Source organism: Legionella pneumophila subsp. pascullei (genome assembly GCF_900637585.1).
GTDB classification, from domain to species: domain Bacteria; phylum Pseudomonadota; class Gammaproteobacteria; order Legionellales; family Legionellaceae; genus Legionella; species Legionella pascullei.
In genome coordinates this window covers 1,431,686-1,449,379 of the sequence record NZ_LR134380.1, presented here as the reverse complement: position 1 = coordinate 1,449,379, position 17,694 = coordinate 1,431,686, and the positions used below count along the sequence as shown (strand labels likewise).

The window sequence follows — 17,694 nt, the reverse complement described above, 5'->3', positions numbered from 1 at the left end:
TTGTACCTGAATAATTTATCAAAATTAAATTGTTATACCGTCAATAGCAGCTACTGTATGCATATCCTTGTCACCACGCCCAGATAGATTGACTATGATACTCTTTTCCCTTGGCATGGTTTTAGCCAATTGTATGGCATAGGCTACTGCGTGGCTAGATTCTAATGCTGGAATAATTCCTTCCGTATGAGTTAACAGACGAAACGCATCCAGCGCCTCCAAATCGTTTATTGCTTTATAAATGACGCGTCCGGTATCTTTTAAATAAGCATGTTCTGGCCCAACCCCCGGATAATCCAGACCGGCCGATACTGAATGCGTGTCTTTGACCTGTCCATACTCATCGCACAGTAAATAGGTTCTATTACCATGCAACACACCAGGTTTTCCAGCGATCAGAGAAGCAGAATGCTCCCCGGTTTCTATGCCCTTACCCCCAGCTTCAATACCATAAATCATGACAGATTGATCATTCAAAAAGGGATAAAATAACCCTATTGCATTGGATCCACCTCCAACACAAGCTACCAGGGCATCTGGCAAACGGCCTGTTTTTTCGATATGCTGAGCTCGAGCTTCAACGCCAATAATCGCTTGAAAATCTCTAACCATTTGAGGGTAAGGATGGGGACCTGCAACGGTACCTATAATATAAAAAGTGTCATCGACATGGCTCACCCAATCTCTCAATGCTTCATTTAAAGCATCTTTCAAAGTCTTTGATCCTGAGGTGACAGGCACCACTTCAGCGCCTAACAATTTCATTCTATACACATTACTGGATTGCCGCTTGATATCCTCAGATCCCATGTACACAACGCATTGAAACCCAAATTTAGCAGCAACTGTAGCAGTGGCAACACCATGTTGACCAGCGCCCGTTTCTGCGATCACTCGAGTTTTACCCATACGCTTGGCAAGTAAAGCTTGTCCAATAGTATTGTTTATTTTATGAGCACCCGTATGATTTAAATCTTCACGTTTGAGATAAATTTGTGCGCCACCTATCTTTTTACTTAAGTGTACTGCATGGTACAGAGGATTAGGCCGCCCCACATAATCTTTTAATTCCGTATGTAATTCAGCCAGAAAATCCGGATCGTTACGATATTTGTTATAGGCATGCTCTAATTGCTTTAAAGCATGAACTAATGTATCGGCTACAAACATACCACCATAGGGGCCAAAATGGCCAAACTCATCTGGAAGCTCTTTTTTACTCATACTATCCCCATATTGCCTTTATAAATCGGCTCATTTTCAAATGATCTTTTACTCCAGGTAAAGCTTCTATACTACTGCATACATCTACTGCATAAGGATGACATGTGGTTATTGCCTCTAAAATGTTAGATTCATTCAAACCACCTGCCAAAATATAAGGCTTGGATAAATTTTCAGGAATTATATTCCAGTCAAAAGTTACTCCTGTTCCTCCTCGCTCTTTGTCTGATGGCGTATCCAATAATACAGCGCTTGCATCAAAAAACTCATCAACAGCATTGTGGATCTGCATTGTTGTCTTAGGATGAATAGTTTTGATATACGGTTTGTTAAATTGTCTGCAAAACTCTGAAGATTCCTCACCATGAAATTGCAATAATTGTACAGGAATTTCATTAATTATCTGTTGGATAAAAGATTGTTCTGGATTTACCAAAACTGCAACAATATCAACAAATGGAGGTATATTATTGACTATTATCCTGGCTTTTTCCAGTGAGATATTACGCGGACTTTTGGGATAGAATATTAAGCCAATGGCGTCAACTCCCAAATCAATGGCATATTCAATATCTTCTGAACGCGTCATTCCACACATTTTGATTCTTATACGAGATGAGTTCAATTATTTCTCCCAAAGAAACAAAGGACCAGGACTATTTTGCAACAATCCAAATTCCTTAGGGTAACTAACCTGAACCAAATATAGACCATATGATGGTGCGGTTTCTGCGCCTAATTTTCTGTCCTTTGCATTCAAGACATCTTTAACCCAACTCACAGGGTGTTTTCCCGAGCCAACAGCAATCAATACACCGACTATATTTCTTACCATATGATGTAAAAAGGCATTTGCTGTAATGTCAAGAACAACCAAATCACCGTGTCTTGTAACTTGCAATTGATGAATATTACGCATTGGTGTATTAGATTGACATTCGATGGAACGGAATGAAGTAAAATCATTTTCCCCCAGAAGATATTGTCCCCCCTGGTGCATCAAACGATGATCCAATTGTCGATATTGCCATGTCACATTGCTGCGTAATAACCCTGGACGTATAGCTCCATTATAAATAACATAGCGATACCGTCGACTAATAGCAGAATAACGGGCATGAAAATTTTCTGGCATTTCCTTACCCCATTTGACACAGATGTCTTTAGGTAAAAAAGTATTAGCACCATGTATCCAAGCTCGTATGCTTCGCTCTTTCTCACAATCAAAATGAATCACCTGATTAGTCGCATGGACCCCAGTATCCGTTCTACCTGCGCAGATAACAGAAATAGAACTATCTGCAACTTTTGATAATGCAAATTCAACAGCTTGTTGTATAGTATGCAAACCCGTTTGAGCCTGCCAGCCGTGATATTGGCTACCATCGTATTCAACCACTAAGGCAATACGCATTCAATTTTCCTGATAAAAGGGTCAATTTATAACACCCTCTTTATTTTGTCTATAATTTTTAGAGTATTAACTCCTTGCCCGGATGGGTTTTATCCTTTTTATTAACTGATATTATTTCATTCAACCTAAATATGGCAAACTGATGTAGATGCAAATTAACCCTGATGAGGAAATTTGAATAGTAGGAGTTAAATTCGTTATAGTATCTCTATTAATATGTAATCAAAAATAGAGATCCTTATGAAAATTTTGGTAACAGGCGCATCTGGTTTTATCGCTTCACAGTTTGTTACCGATCTAATGATTGATGGACATGAAGTCATTTGTTGTGTACGGAATATCAAATATACGCAAAGAATTTTTCCTGGAGCAAAAGTTATCTTTTGTGATTTTATAAATGATACCAAACCTGAAATCTGGGCAGAAAGATTGCAGGAAATTGATGTGGTCATAAATTGTGTAGGGATTTTATACCACCCTAATGATAAAATCGTATGGAAAATTCATTATGAAACTCCAAAAGCGCTTTTTGATGCGTGTCTCAGTTCTGGGGTAAAAAAGATTATTCAAATATCTGCTTTGGGAATTGATAAAGTGGATGTGAGTTATGCTGCCAGTAAAAAAGCAATAGATGATTATCTACTGACTCTCTCTATCCCATCAGTTATAATAAGACCTTCTTATGTGTATGGAAAAGGCTCTTATGGAGGATCCTCTCTGTTTAGAGGAATTGCCGGAACACCTTTTTTTACTGCCATACCCGGGATGGGAAATCAAAAATTTCAACCTATCTCTCTAAATGACTTATCCCGAGCAATAGTGCGATTAGTGAGTACGCCTGTAACCGAAACTATTATTTTGCACGCGGTAAGCAAAAAAATAATCACATTAAAAGAAATAATAATAAAACTGCGTTCATGGCTTGGATTGACCAAAACCAGAATAATACCTATTCCCTTGTCATTTATTCGCTTATTGACCCGATTTGGTGATTTGCTCCCCTATTCAAGTATTAATACTGTTTCTTATAAAATGCTTGCCAGTGACAATATTACTAATCAGCAAGAAACACAGCGATTTGCTGATTATGTAAAATTTACCCCCAAAGACTATGAAGAAGGCCTCTATAGTCAACCGAGTTCAGTACAAGACCATTGGCATGCGCAATTGTATTTTCTTAAATTCCCCCTAAGACTTGGAATATCCTTTGTCTGGATTTGGACAGCCTTATGTTGTTTGTTTTTTTATCCAAAAAGTAATTCATTATCTTTGTTTGCTCAAATAGGCTTTTCATCCTTCTGGCAGTCACTCTTATTTTATACTTTGGCTTTATGGGATGGCCTTTTAGGTATAACCATGTTGTTTAATTATCGATTTAAATTGACCAGTATATTGCAACTGATTACGATTTCGGTATATATGGTTATTATTACCATGAAATTGCCTCACCTTTGGTTGGATCCATTTGCTCCCATAGCCAAGAATATTCCTTTATTAATAGCTATTTTAATAGGTCTGGGGTTGGAGTCTGATAAATAATGCTCTATTTTTATTTAAAATTTATCCATATACTCAGTTCAACGATACTTTTTGGTACAGGTATAGGAACGGCCAGTGTGATGGTTTATGGCCATAGAACAAAAAATCCGCTAGTTATTGCTGCCATTTCAAAATATGTGGTTTTTGCTGATTGGATATTCACTGGTACATCTGGGATACTGCAACCACTCACAGGATTTGCCATGGTTTACCTTGCTGGATTTTCCTGGACTTCTTTCTGGATACTGGGATCAATTCTTGGATATGTCATTGCGGCGTGTTGTTGGTTCCCTGTGGTCTACCTGCAAATCAGAATGAGGAATTTAGCCATAGAGGCGGTAAGAAATAATACAACCCTACCAAATGAATATCATCGATATTTCCTCTATTGGTTTATTCTGGGTTGGCCAGCATTCTTAAGTCTTATTGGAGTATTTTATTTAATGACCAATAAGCCTGCTTTTTAAATAACAAAGATGAACATTAATTGTCACTTTAATTGATCCAGTAACTGCCTGGCTTGTTCTTTTTGGTTAGCGCTTCCATGCTCGATCACTTCTTCAAGAGAACTTTTTGCTGTTTCTATATCACCCATACTAATATAGGTTTTTGCCAAATCCAACAAAGTATCTAGTGCTTTTTTACTCTTCAATGGATTAGAGGTTTCATTGCTTTCACTGGGTGACTTGGTAGGTGTGGCTTCATCAACAGCTTGAGATATAGAAATACCCTTTTCTGTTTTTTCTAAATCACGACCTTCCTTTTCCTCCTGGCTTACGTTAGGTTCTGATTCAATGTCTTCTATATCAAAATCTGAATTATCTAAATCAAACTGATTTTCCTTTGTAGCAGATTCTTTTGATTTTTTATCTTCATATTGGTCTGATTTCTCAATTTCTTGTTCATGCATAAATGTGTTGCTTTCCTCATTAATAGTTAAAGGAATGAAATCTATTCCATTATCACTATCATCTCCTTTATCTGTTGATTCTATTATTTTAGTTTTGGGCTTATCTTTAATTAATTCATGTAAACCAGATTCAAACTCTATCACCTCAAAATTTTGATAGTCTTCAGTTTGCTGAGTTTCATCCTTACCTGACTCGGCATCATCACCTCCAACTTCCTTATTAATTTCTAATTGTTCAGGCTCCATAACAGGCTCAAGCATCATTTGATTTTCTTTAACCTGAACTTCTGGTTTGGCCTGAACTTCTGGTTTAGCCTGAGCTTCTGGTTTAGCCTGAGCTTCTGGTTTGGCCTGAGCCTCTGGTTTGGCCTGAGCTTCTGGTTTGGCCGGAACTTCTGGTTTAGCCGGAACTTCTTGCTCTAATTGTTTATCTTCTTTTACTATTGACGGTTCAATATCTCCAAGATTCGTCACCCGCTCAACTGTATCAGTTTTTGGGGTTTTATCACTTTCTCTAGGCTGAAATTCACTCTGATCAACATTAGAAACGGGAATTCCGGCTTGTTTTTCATTATCAGACACTTGCTCCAGAATTGAGGATGTAGAAGTTTGTTTATCATCTATCTGGCTGTCTTGTTCATATTTGACTGGCTCAACTAAGGGTATAAATGGCTTGGAACTTGAATCAGAATCTGTTTTGAAAGAATAAGCCTCCTCTTTTTGTTGACGTTGTCTGAAGTACCAATAAGCAAATCCAGCTCCCCCTGCAGCAAGTATCAACAAAATGATATACGGCCAAAGGCTCATTGCTTGTGCATTAGAGGGAAGTGAACTGGCCTGTGACGCGACAGCTTGCCGCTCTTTCAACATAGTTTGTACCTGCGTACGCATTAATTCTATTTCTTTCTCACGCTTATCCAACTTTTCCTGCAATTTTTTATTTTGCTCTTGTAGAATACGTAATTGTTCCATCAATAACGCATTTGATTCCCGAACTGATTCAACTGCTGCTGTTGTAATTGAAATCTCTGCCTTAATTTTTTCATTTTGCTCCATTATCTGTATTTTATTGTTGTTTTGTACAGGTTGCTGTTGGCTAGACGCATCTATTGAAACCGAGGTGCTGGGAATTAATTGCTGAAGTGTCGGAGTGTTAGGATTCACCCCAATAGTAAACTTTGGAATTACGGGGATTGAGGAAACTTTATTCTGTTGAGGAGTTCCATCCGCTATTGGACTATTAATGTATGGAGGAGCTAGTACATGATTAATAGAGGTATGTTCATTCCAGGCTTTGTCATGAGCCATAACCTCTTCAATAGCCAGATCAGAAGGCACTTGGGCAATTTCTTCTGTTGATGGAATAACTAGCCGAACGCCAACTTTTAAGCCATTCAGGTTTCCATCTTTAAATGCTTCAGGATTCGCACCAACTATAGCTAATACAACCTGAGGCAAAATCAATTTTGAAGTTTTATATCTTTGGGCAATTTGCCATACGTTTTCATTAGTTACAGTCGGTCCATAAGTGGTTTTCTTTTTGCTATCATTTCTCGATACAGGGCTATGCTCCACGGTAGTAATCACAGTCTTTTCAATAACGCCAGGCTCATTACTGTAACTTGCAGATTTCTTCTTGTAATAAACTGGCCTGCTTTGAGCGGTGGTAATTCCCAATTGATATCCCGGCGGGTCTAATAATACGGTATAAACCTTGTATAATTGACCTTTTGGCCAGGTGAGATCGACTACAATTTCCATATAAGGTTCTGTCATTCGTTCTGTAGACGATACTTTTACAACAGGAATACCTTTTGGATTTCTCTCAACCTGAAACCGTAGCAAAGACAAGACCGCAGCTCGCTCAAGTCCAATTTGTTCAAATTGCTCCGGATCAGCTAAATTCACCTTGATACTGGCAAGAGGATCTGCTCCTACATCTATTAATTCGATTTCGGCTGAAAAAGGCTGATCCAATGAGGACTGTACCTTCATTTCCCCTAAGCCAAGTGCATAAAGAGATATTGGCATAGTCAATGAGAATATAGCCGCATGCAGAACAGTTTTTTTCAATCAGAGCTCCATGCACCTGTGATACAAGATGTTGATGATTTAATTGCCTAAGTAAAAAGTATCATTATCCGTTAGTCTATTCAAGAAAACACGAAATTATTCACTAAAAATCATAAGATAATGTATAAAATTCCATCACACATTTCATCTAATTTAACAAGCCAAATCAATTGTGACCTTTTAAAACCCAACCAGGCAAAATGCATAATTCCAATAGACCTTCAACTATAATTATATTGAGGATTAGTAAAATTAAATTTGGCATAGCGATGAATAGAGAAAATGAAGTTATCGAAATATTTCTAATGGATATCAGCAAAAAGGAAAAATGCAAATTGTTACAGGATTTTCTTCTGGATTGTAAAAATGAAATGGAAGCTCAAGATCAGAACATGCATCCTGAAGTGCATCACAATCTATCTCAAGCTTATCAACTGGCTCAAAATTACTTAAGAAAACTGGAAGAATAAGTGTATTTTCCTTGTTGCACATGAACCATATTGCATTAGAACAACCTGTAATTCATAATGTACTCCATAAAAATTGTGAGAAGAAAATGTCTGCGTCACTAATTGATGGAAGAGAAATATCTGCCCTTCGCAGAAATGAACTAAAACAAAGAGTACAATATCATGTGGAACAAGGGCAAAGGGCACCAGGGCTCGCAGTTGTTTTAATTGGCAATGACCCCGCTTCATTGATTTATGTCAGTAATAAACGAAAAGCCTGCGAAGATGTAGGGATTACCTCTCATTCTTACGATTTACCTGCTGAAACAACTCAAGAAGAATTAATTCAGCTGATCCATGAATTAAATCAATCGGATAAAATTGACGGTATTTTAATTCAATTACCTTTGCCCAAACATATTAACGAAAGAACCATAATAGAACACATAAAGCCTGAAAAAGACGTAGATGGATTTCATCCTTATAACCTGGGTCGACTTGCTCAGCGAAATCCCTTTTTAAGGCCATGTACTCCTTTGGGGATTATGAATTTATTACATCACTATGATCTCAATGTAAAAAGAAAACATGCTGTTGTGATTGGGGCATCGAATATTGTTGGAAGGCCAATGAGCCTTGAGTTATTATTAGCTGGTGCTACTGTAACAATATGCCACAAATTTACCCAACAATTACAGAAATTTGTTGAGATTGCTGATTTTCTAATAGTTGCCACTGGCAAAATGGACGTTATAGCCACAGACTGGCTCAAAGAGCACCAGGTAGTGATTGATGTAGGAATGCATCGTTTGCCCGATGGCAGCATCAGAGGCGATGTTGATTTTAAGAAGGCAGTCGAAAAGGTGGCCTGGATCACACCGGTTCCCGGAGGGGTTGGACCAATGACTATAGTCACTTTGCTTGAAAATACTATGATGTCAGCAGCAAAATTAAGGGAATGAAAATTATTTATCCAGTTCGTCCCAGTCAAATTCGCCACTTAGTTCATCAAAGTCGTCTTTGAATTCCTCTTTTAGACGCTTTCGTTCAAGTCTATCTTCAAGCATACGTCTGATTTTCTTTTTTTGATTTAAATCATCAATATGATCATCAATTTCCTCGTCATAGTTATAATCTGAAAATGATTGATCCTCAAATTCTTCATGTAAACCCATCTCAGTCTCCCAATTTACTCCCCTCAAAAAAAGTATAGTGCATAAATTAAGGAATAAAGTAACTGAAGGTAAAATAGATCTCTTGAATAACCTGCTTCTTTTGTTTCAGGGCAAGGCGTAAACGTTTTGAAGAGCGGAGTTTACATGCAATAAATGAGCACCGCAGAAGCGTTTGCAACGTAGCAGCAAAATAAAAGAGACAGATTAGCAAGAGGTCTAATATGCAGCTACAGTATAAACCATTATTTTGATATAATTTGGAAAATACCTTTCGAAGCCTTATTTCATGCTCAGTTATCAACATGGCTATCATGCCGGAAATTTTGCTGATGTAATCAAGCACATCACCCTAACTCGACTTTTGGTTTATCTGACTCACAAGGATAAGCCCTTATTCTATCTTGAAACCCACTCCGGGCGAGGGATATATGATTTAAAAGACAAACAGTCTTTAAAAACAGAGGAATATAAGGAAGGAATTAATCCAGTATGGCTCAATAGAGAGAATCTACCCTCCCTATTTCTCGAATATATTAGTGTAATTAAGCAAATAAATCTTAGCCAGACATTACGTTATTATCCGGGTTCGCCCTATTTCGCAATCAGCCAATTGCGTTCACAAGACCGATTATACTTATGTGAATTACACCCAACAGAACATAGTGCCTTATTAAAGCTCCCTCATCTTAATAAGAAAGTTCATGTTAGCCACACAGATGGAATTTCAATGTTGAAAGCCCTTTTACCACCACCAGAAAAGCGTGGGGTAATTTTTGTTGATCCCTCGTATGAAAGAAAAGAAGAATACAAAGAAATTCCAACCGCCATAAAAAACGCTTACTCAAAATTTTCTACCGGTGTATATTGCGTTTGGTATCCCGTTGTAAAAACAACATGGACTGAACAATTCCTAAGAAAAATGAAAGAGATTAGCACTAATTCAGTAAGGGTTGAGTTTCACTTAAATCCACTCATAAAGGAAGGGATGACTGGTTGTGGTCTTTGGATAGTTAATCCTCCCTATACTTTTCCGTCAGAAATCAAAGCCGTTTTAGAGACTTTAAAAACCTATTTTAACCCTGGCTCATCTTCCTATATTATTGAATCAGGTTCAAAACTAGTCCACGAGTTATAAATCATGACAGTCTTGCCAATTTCAGCTTTTTCAGACAATTATATTTGGGTCTTTATTGATAAAATAGCTGGTGCATTCGATTGTGTCGACCCAGGAGAAGCGGCACAAATAATACGTTTTGCCCAATCCAATCAACTGACTCTACGAACGATATTATTAACTCACCACCACTATGATCATACAGGCGGCGTTGATTCGCTAGTTAAACAATGGCCATCTTGCAAAGTCTATGGCCCAATGGATGAACGTATTAATTATATAACCAAGCCGGTTAAACAAGGTCAATCCGTTCAAACAGGATGTCTTAACTTTCATGTTTTATTTAATCCGGGGCATACTTCTACCCATATAAGCTATTATGAACCAGAGCAAGGATGGTTATTTTGTGGAGATACTTTATTTTCTGCTGGTTGCGGTAGAGTGTTTGATGGAACCATAGAGGAATTGCATGAATCCCTGCTCCTATTTAAAAAACTCCCGCGAAATACTAAAGTTTTTTGTGCACACGAATACACCTTACAAAATTTAAGATTTGCTCATAGTGTTGAACCATGCAATTCATCAGTCATCGATTACATGCAACAAATTATGAAACAATCATCACCTTGTACCCTCCCGTCTACTATAGATTTGGAATTATCAATTAATCCTTTTTTACGCACTGATGAAGAGCAAGTGAAACAGTATGCCCTCTCACATGGTGCGCGTTCTTCAGACTCTCTGGATGTTTTTAAGGTACTGAGAAATCAAAAAAATCTATTTAAATAACAAAACAAAAAGATTAAATTAGTTACCGCATGTATTAAATTGAATCAAAAAGGGTTTAATCCTTCTTTAATTTTTAGTAAACTGATTAGCCAATTATAATAACAGGTAAGACCATTGAATTGTAATTTATTGATTATAAAGAAATTTTTATTCTGCATCCTTATTTTTATTGGTATTTCCAGCAGTGCAATTTCTGGCACAACCCCAGATGTATGGGATGTATTACGTAGTGAATTTACCTTAAGCCATGAAGTAACCCGCCCAGAGGTACAAGAGCAAATCCGATGGCTAATTTCTCACCCCAGCTATATTAACAAAGTAAGTAGCCAATCCGAACCTTACATTTACCACGTGTTAGGAGAAATAAAGAAAAGAAAACTACCTGGAGAGTTGGCACTACTCCCCATGATAGAAAGCGCGTACGATCCCTTCGCCTATTCAGGAGCAGGAGCTGCTGGTATATGGCAACTCATGCCTCGTACCGGAAGCGATCTGGGATTAAAGCAAGACTGGTGGTTTGACGGAAGACGTAGCATTGGCCCTTCAACCGATGCAGCTTTGAATTACCTCGTCTATCTAAATAAATATTTTAGCGGTAACTGGATTTTAGCCATCGCTGCTTATGACTCAGGGGAAGGAACAATTTCACGAGCAATCAAATCAACTGCACGTAACGGGCGTTATGTTCAATTCTGGAATCTGCCGGTTCCCAGAGAAACCAAAGTCTATGTACCGCGTTTATTAGCCTTGGCAGAAATTATTAACAATCCAAAACGGTATAAAATAACACTTCCAAATATTCCCTATCTTCCCTATTTCGAAGAAGTTAATATTGGCAGTCAAATTGACTTAAATCATGCCGCTAAACTTGCTGGCATCAGTTATAAGGAATTGATTAAATTAAATCCCGGTTATAACCGATGGACAACTGCACCTTATAAGCCATTCAAGTTATTAATACCTGCTGAAAAAGTCGAAAGATTTAACTTGAATCTATCGAATATACCTGAAGATAAGCGCGTAAGCTGGACTAAACATCAAGTAAAAAGAGGTGATAGTTTGGATGCTATTGCTAAGAGATATCACACAACAGCCAACCTGATAAAACAACTCAATCAACTAACAAGCAATAAAGTGAAACTTAATCAATCTTTACTTATTCCTAGCAGCAAAAATTCCCCGGCCGTAGCTAAAATACCTCCACAAGAAAAAAAACCTGCTGTCAAACAACCAGTACCAATGAAAAATATCCGTATTATTCACATCGTACAAAATAATGATAACTATCAGAAAATTCAAAAAACTTATGGGGTTGCAGCTAAAGATATACAAAACTGGAATAAATTGGCAATCAATGCGCCATTACGTAAAGGCCAGCGGTTGGTAATATGGAAAAGAGTCAAACAACCTATTGAATATATAGTAAAATCAGGAGATAGCTTGAGCGTTATTGCCAAAAAATACCAAACAAAAGTTAATACTATTATCAGCTTAAATCCAGGGCTTAAAAAATCAACGTTCCTTCGCTTGGGACAAAAGATATTAATTGGCTAGATTCTGTGCATTATCATAATGTAAACTGGATATACTAATGTATCTGATTAAAACAGAAACGTGTTCTTGAGGAAATATCCGAGCTACCGGTATGTCGCTAAACGCTTAAAGATTATTTAATAAGAAATCTGTGATAAGTATGTAAATTGTGCAAATTATTTTGTTAATACGGTATGAAGCTTGCAGGTGAGTTAAAAAACTTGTGTTATAATGATAATAATTAATTGATAAATTAAACAATATATGAAATTACTATTTGATTTTTTTCCTATCGTTTTATTTTTTATAGTCTATAAATTTTTTGGCATTTATACAGCTACTGCTGTTGCTATGATAGCCTCATTAAGTCAAGTTGCGCTCTATAGGTTAAAATTTCAGCATTATGAAAAAATGCATTTGTTTAGTCTGGCTATCATTATGATCTTGGGAGGAGCGACGCTATTCTTTCAAAACCCTTGGTTTATCAAATGGAAGCCTACAGGTATCTACTGGTTATCCGCACTTGTCTTTTTTAGTTCCAGTTATATAGGTTCTAAGCCACTAATCCAAAAAATGATGGAAACAAACATCAATTTAACAACAAAAATCTGGTATCGACTTAATTTGGCTTGGACATTATTTTTTATAGTGATGGGAGCATTAAATCTATATGTCGCCTATCATTATGATACCGATGTATGGGTTAATTTTAAATTATTTGGTGGTGTTGGGTTTACTTTACTTTTTGTTTTGATTCAAGCTTTTTATTTAACAAAACACACCGATGAAAAAGGTTTTGAAAAGCAATAGTAATATCTTTTTATCTGCAGAAAAATATAGACTGTGGTAAGAGAAAAAGTAGGAGCACCGATGAGATTATTACTTGTTGAAGACGATGAACTGCTTGGTGATGCAGTAAAAGCCGGACTGACACAATTTGGGTATGTTGTTGACTGGCTAAAAGATGGCGAAGCTGCGCGAGCGGCTCTCAAATCAGAGTCTTTTGAATTAATTATTCTTGACTTGGGATTACCTAAATTATCCGGTTTATCATTATTACAAAACATCAGACATGATGGAAATTCCACGCCTGTCATTATTCTTACAGCTCGGGAATCAATAGAAGATCGAGTAAAAGGTTTAGATAGTGGCGCTGACGATTATCTTATTAAACCTTTTGATTTAAACGAATTAAGTGCAAGGATTAGAGCCTTGGTAAGGCGCTCTCAGGGCAGAGCTGATTCAGTATTGCAATACAAAAATATTACCCTTGATCCAGCCGCTCATTCTGTATTCGTGGATGATGTTCTCGTCAACGTTCCAAGAAGAGAATTTGCTCTATTGCAGAAATTACTTGAAAACAGTGGTCAAGTTTTATCTCGAGAACAATTAATGCAGAGTATTTATGGCTGGGAAGAAGACGTGGACAGCAATGCTCTTGAAGTTCATATCCATAATTTACGTAAAAAACTTAATGCAAACTTTATCCGCACTATTCGTGGTGTGGGATATATGGCTGAAAAAAATGACAGTGTACTTCTATCGTGAAATCGTCTATTCGAAAATTTTTATTAATTAATCTGCTCCTTGCAATTACTATTACAACAACATTGACTGCTATTGGTAACTATTATCTTGACCAAAAAGATATTCAAGACCACCTTGATACCTTGATGGCTATCTCTGCACTGTCTTACCAAGCCTTATTAGGGGATGATCTTCATCAAAGACCACTTGCAAAAATTCAAAATGCCCTGGAATCCATTCCTCAAAAAATTAATACTTATTACCAAAAAAGATATTTAAATGACGAGCCTCAAGAGAATTATTTGGATAAATTTAATTTTCAAGTATGGACGAATGGAGGTAAATTACTATTACATTCACCTACCGCCCCTAAAATACCATTAACAGCAGAGACAGATGGCTTCAGCGATAAAAGAATCTCTAACCAGGATTGGAGGGTATTCACAACTTATAATGACAAAGCAGGGATTCGTACTGTACTGGCGGAACGTTATGATACCAGAAATGAGCTGGGTCACAGAATTGCCCAAGATGATCTCTATATTATGTTGCTCACTTTTCCATTATCAGGGCTGTTGATATGGATCATTATTGGAAGAGGATTAGACAGTCTGGACAGGGTAGCAGAAGAGGTTGCTAACCGTGCCCCCAGTCATCTGGAACCCGTTGATTTACAAGAAGTTCCTGAGGAAATTAAACCTGTAATTGATGAGTTGAATAAATTGTTTTTTCGGCTCAAGGAAGGTTTTGAGCGTGAAAAACGATTTGCTGCCGATGCGGCGCATGAGTTGAGGACACCCCTTGCAGCACTTAAAGCCCAAGCTCAAGTGGCTTTGAATTCCAATGATATAGAAGAAAAAAATCAGGCTTTACAAAAATTAATTGCCAGTGTTAATCGAAGCACACATATAGTGCAGCAGTTACTAACCATGAGTAAACTGGTACCAGAAGCTACAGAATTACATGAGCAAGATGAAGTCAATCTAAGCAAATTAACTCGTGAAATCTTAGCCATGTTAGCTCCGTCTGCAGTCGAAAAACAAATTGAACTGGAATTTGAAACCGATGAAAAAATACCTAAAATTTATGGAAATCCAACCGCTTTGGGAATATTAATACGCAATTTGGTTGACAACTCCATTCGATATTCCATGGAAAACGGAAGAGTCATTGTTCGATTATTAAAACATAACAATGAAATCATACTCGAAGTATGTGACAATGGTCCAGGGATCCCGCCTGAATTACAAAAACGAGTTTTTGAAAGATTCTTTAGAGTATTAGGAAATAAAAGCCCTGGTAGCGGACTGGGTTTGGCTATTGTGCAGCAAATTTGCGAACTTCATGGTGGAAGAGTCGTGCTTGATTCACCTAAAATTGGCACAGGCCTAATTGTAAGAGTTTATTTGCCCATCAAAACAAAACCAAAATAAACTCAATAATCAAACATAACCCTCATCAGTTAATAATATAACTACACACCCTTTTTTTTTCAATTAATACCGTACACAACTTTTTACCATAACTCAAATTGATAACTTCCCCATAAAAATTGTCCCTTCTTACTTTTCATTTTCGGTAATACTAGTTATGAGCTCACCTTACGCAGTAAGGTGAGTTATCATAACAGAGCCATCTAAATGCTTCCTGACCAATACGGATACCTTAGGCTTTATCCAGTCGCCTTGATGTTTTTTACCTGATACAACGTTCCTTGAAAATAAAAGGTCCAATCATGTTGAATTTGACGTTGGTATTCCAGCCTTTCTTTGGCGCTCTTGCCTATTCATCATCAGTACTCCCATACAACCAGTCTCCTTTTTTGTTCTTCGCGAACTTATAAGGTAACTGAATGTGACAGATTCATGGAGTTACGACACTGTAAGCCTTAATCTATATAAATTAATACATATAGTATATAATATATATAATTAGATTTTATTTTCATCAAAATGCCTCAAATCCCAAATGCAATAGCGGCTGTCGTAGAAGCTGCCTTTGTAAAACTAAATCCTGAGCAGAAAGAGATTGTTGATAAATACTCTGACAAACTCTTAAATGCTCAATATAAAGCTCATCAACCACGCTCATTTGAGTTAGCAGTAAAAACCATGAAAGAGCAACTCGAACAATTATCTGCTTCATTGAAAAAAATAAATTTAGAGATGGCACAAGACAAAGATAAACGTCGACATGAAATGATTCAAAAAATTGAGAGTGATTTAAAACTTATAGAGAGTTGTATAAACGGGAATTTTGAAAAGAATTATCAAAATCAGAAGAAGGTTTTTTTACAATTTTTAGACGAGGCTGATAGCAAAGACCACTTTCTTAAAAAAATTCACGGTCTTTTAGAACAAGATAATCCATCAATCTTGTATCTAATTGAACAAGAATTGGAATACTCATATTGTAAAGATAAATATTATCAAAAATTTAGTCAATTGATTTTGTTGATGAAATTAAAAGTCGAACATACTCCAAATCCAGTGGTTACTCCAAACTTGTCACAAGACGTATCCTTGCTTCAATTGGAAGGAGAAATTGAAAAGCAACGAATGATAGCCATTATTGATGGGCAGGAGCCCTTAGCTCGCGCGTTAAAATATTTATCGATTGGATGCACTACAACTGCTGCGAAAACGAAGGAGTTACAGAAAATCATAGTTCAGCATGGTACAAATTTGCAGGCCTATCGGCATCAAGATAAATGTCGTGAACTAGGTGGTAGGATTGTTCTCCATTGTAGTCAGGCAATGCTTCCAGGCATGGGTTTAAAAAGTGGGATGTGTCACGGCTTAGCCAGGCATTGGGCAGAAGATGTGATAAAGAAAGACAGATTTATGGGCTTTCGAGGTAATCAAGAAGTATCTATTCAACCAAACAAAGCAACGGATAAAATACTACAGGCAATACCAAGTTTTAATGATTTTGTCCGTCTTAACCCTAAAATCTATGAAACTCAACAGTCTCAAAAAGAACATATCTTTCTGGATTATGAGGATACAGTGGGATCTGAACCAGAAAAACATTTTGAAGAATTCACTGATCGAATAATGTCTGAATTAAACAAGTATGGTAAATCTGCTACCTTTGTTAGTTATACTAATAGCAATTCCGGACATGTTGTTGCTATCCACAAACGAACTAAACCGACACCTCAAGGTTTCCTTATCGACTATTTTGATGCTAATGCAGGTTGGATGCAGTTTAAAGACGATAAGAGTTTTAAAGTGTTTTTAACCTATTACTTAAATGATAGACATGCAAAAGAAAAACTTAAGAGCATTGCTTTTGAAACCAAGTGTTATCCATGTTCCTACACCCATATCATGGATACACTTAGTGAAAAAGCACCACAACCTACTCCTCAGAGACAAAGAGCACAGAGCTTGTCAGCAGAAATAGAAAAAAATACTCCTCAAATAAAGCCACAAATTAGCGAGAAAACTGAAAAAATTGATAAAATTGAGGAAGAGCAAAGCAGAGATGGCAGAAGATTTCCTATTTAAAGAAAACTTCTAGAGTGTTCATCTGAATTAGTTTCGACTTAATCTAACTATATATAATATAATAATACCACCTTTAGCTTGGAGCATCTACTTCATGCTTTTAGCTGTCGGCTTAGTTTGTGCTTCGTCCTCTTTCTTTTGAGCATGATATCTCGCTTCCTTTACACTGTTCTTATTCTCTTTCATCTGTTGAGAAGTAACCTTTTGTGTGGTACTTGAAGAGGCTGCATCAGCAGTAATAGGCTTAGACTGTTCGGTTTTTCCCTGAATTGGCGTACCCAGAGTCACTTTATCTTTATCCGTTTGATATTTATGTGTATTAACTTGAGAATCAGCAGCATTGATAACAAAGCTTAGCATCACACTTACAGCAAAACTGGTCATTCTTTTCATAAATGCTCCTGTTTATTATTGAGAGTTTGATATCCTTTTATC

The 17,694-nt window shown here is 36.9% G+C and carries 17 protein-coding genes; 11 read left to right on the top strand and 6 right to left on the bottom strand.

The annotated features are described in order from the left end of the window. Nucleotides 1–24: 24 nt before the first annotated feature. Genes trpB through truA form a run of 3 tightly spaced genes read right to left on the bottom strand, consistent with a single transcriptional unit; the run spans nucleotide 25 to nucleotide 2,638 of the window. Nucleotides 25–1,224, bottom strand: a complete 1,200-nt coding sequence (trpB, locus tag EL201_RS06690) for a tryptophan synthase subunit beta (RefSeq protein WP_027221500.1) — start codon at nucleotides 1,222–1,224, stop codon at nucleotides 25–27. A gap of 1 nt (nucleotide 1,225) precedes the next feature. Next, on the bottom strand, nucleotides 1,226–1,849 hold the full coding sequence (locus EL201_RS06685) for a phosphoribosylanthranilate isomerase (protein ID WP_027221499.1): 624 nt from the start codon (nucleotides 1,847–1,849) through the stop codon (nucleotides 1,226–1,228). Then, nucleotides 1,850–2,638, bottom strand: coding sequence for a tRNA pseudouridine(38-40) synthase TruA (gene truA, locus EL201_RS06680; RefSeq protein WP_027221498.1), 789 nt, complete (start codon nucleotides 2,636–2,638; stop codon nucleotides 1,850–1,852). 240 nt (nucleotides 2,639–2,878) lie between these two features. Here truA and EL201_RS06675 point away from each other — a divergent pair, with 240 nt between their 5' ends. Continuing rightward, nucleotides 2,879–4,177, top strand: a complete 1,299-nt coding sequence (locus tag EL201_RS06675; RefSeq protein WP_027221497.1) for an NAD(P)H-binding protein — start codon at nucleotides 2,879–2,881, stop codon at nucleotides 4,175–4,177. Continuing rightward, nucleotides 4,177–4,644, top strand: a complete 468-nt coding sequence (locus EL201_RS06670) for a DUF2269 family protein (protein WP_027221496.1) — start codon at nucleotides 4,177–4,179, stop codon at nucleotides 4,642–4,644. Before EL201_RS06675 ends, EL201_RS06670 begins: the two co-directional genes overlap by 1 nt. A 23-nt stretch (nucleotides 4,645–4,667) precedes the next feature. Here EL201_RS06670 and EL201_RS06665 read toward each other — a convergent pair whose 3' ends face one another. Further along, a complete protein-coding gene (locus EL201_RS06665) occupies nucleotides 4,668–7,160 on the bottom strand; it encodes a motility hub landmark protein FimV (RefSeq protein ID WP_027221495.1) in 2,493 nt (830 codons plus the stop codon). Between the two features lie 269 nt (nucleotides 7,161–7,429). Between EL201_RS06665 and EL201_RS06660 the strand changes: the two genes are divergently transcribed. Both EL201_RS06660 and folD read left to right on the top strand, forming a co-directional pair. Further along, the gene (locus EL201_RS06660) at nucleotides 7,430–7,630 is read left to right on the top strand and encodes a hypothetical protein (RefSeq protein ID WP_027221494.1); all 201 of its coding nucleotides are present in this window, start codon (nucleotides 7,430–7,432) and stop codon (nucleotides 7,628–7,630) included. A gap of 86 nt (nucleotides 7,631–7,716) precedes the next feature. Beyond that, entirely contained in the window at nucleotides 7,717–8,571 is an 855-nt protein-coding gene (gene folD, locus EL201_RS06655) for a bifunctional methylenetetrahydrofolate dehydrogenase/methenyltetrahydrofolate cyclohydrolase FolD (RefSeq protein ID WP_027221493.1), read from the top strand. A gap of 3 nt (nucleotides 8,572–8,574) precedes the next feature. Here the strand turns inward: folD and EL201_RS06650 are convergent, their stop codons facing one another. Then, nucleotides 8,575–8,784 (bottom strand): hypothetical protein, encoded by a 210-nt coding sequence (locus tag EL201_RS06650; protein WP_011213609.1) that lies wholly within the window; start codon nucleotides 8,782–8,784, stop codon nucleotides 8,575–8,577. Between the two features lie 286 nt (nucleotides 8,785–9,070). Here EL201_RS06650 and EL201_RS06645 point away from each other — a divergent pair, with 286 nt between their 5' ends. From EL201_RS06645 to lem8, 7 genes are all read left to right on the top strand, one after another. Continuing rightward, nucleotides 9,071–9,919 carry a 23S rRNA (adenine(2030)-N(6))-methyltransferase RlmJ gene (locus EL201_RS06645; protein ID WP_027221492.1) on the top strand — a complete coding sequence of 283 codons (849 nt, stop codon included), beginning with the start codon at nucleotides 9,071–9,073 and terminating at the stop codon, nucleotides 9,917–9,919. Between the two features lie 3 nt (nucleotides 9,920–9,922). Then, the gene (gloB, locus tag EL201_RS06640) at nucleotides 9,923–10,687 is read left to right on the top strand and encodes a hydroxyacylglutathione hydrolase (protein ID WP_027221491.1); all 765 of its coding nucleotides are present in this window, start codon (nucleotides 9,923–9,925) and stop codon (nucleotides 10,685–10,687) included. A gap of 114 nt (nucleotides 10,688–10,801) precedes the next feature. Beyond that, a complete protein-coding gene (locus EL201_RS06635; protein WP_027221490.1) occupies nucleotides 10,802–12,241 on the top strand; it encodes a lytic transglycosylase in 1,440 nt (479 codons plus the stop codon). Between the two features lie 243 nt (nucleotides 12,242–12,484). Continuing rightward, complete coding sequence (locus EL201_RS06630; RefSeq protein ID WP_027221489.1) at nucleotides 12,485–13,030, top strand: septation protein A; 546 nt, start codon at nucleotides 12,485–12,487, stop codon at nucleotides 13,028–13,030. A gap of 60 nt (nucleotides 13,031–13,090) precedes the next feature. Beyond that, on the top strand, nucleotides 13,091–13,768 hold the full coding sequence (locus tag EL201_RS06625; RefSeq protein WP_011213604.1) for a response regulator: 678 nt from the start codon (nucleotides 13,091–13,093) through the stop codon (nucleotides 13,766–13,768). Continuing rightward, a complete protein-coding gene (locus EL201_RS06620; RefSeq protein ID WP_027221488.1) occupies nucleotides 13,765–15,180 on the top strand; it encodes an ATP-binding protein in 1,416 nt (471 codons plus the stop codon). Before EL201_RS06625 ends, EL201_RS06620 begins: the two co-directional genes overlap by 4 nt. Before the next feature lie 519 nt (nucleotides 15,181–15,699). After that, nucleotides 15,700–17,259, top strand: a complete 1,560-nt coding sequence (gene lem8 / locus EL201_RS06615) for a Dot/Icm T4SS effector Lem8 (protein WP_027221487.1) — start codon at nucleotides 15,700–15,702, stop codon at nucleotides 17,257–17,259. Between the two features lie 87 nt (nucleotides 17,260–17,346). Here the strand turns inward: lem8 and EL201_RS06610 are convergent, their stop codons facing one another. Then, nucleotides 17,347–17,652 carry a hypothetical protein gene (locus EL201_RS06610; protein ID WP_231955182.1) on the bottom strand — a complete coding sequence of 102 codons (306 nt, stop codon included), beginning with the start codon at nucleotides 17,650–17,652 and terminating at the stop codon, nucleotides 17,347–17,349. Between the last annotated feature and the right edge of the window lie 42 nt (nucleotides 17,653–17,694).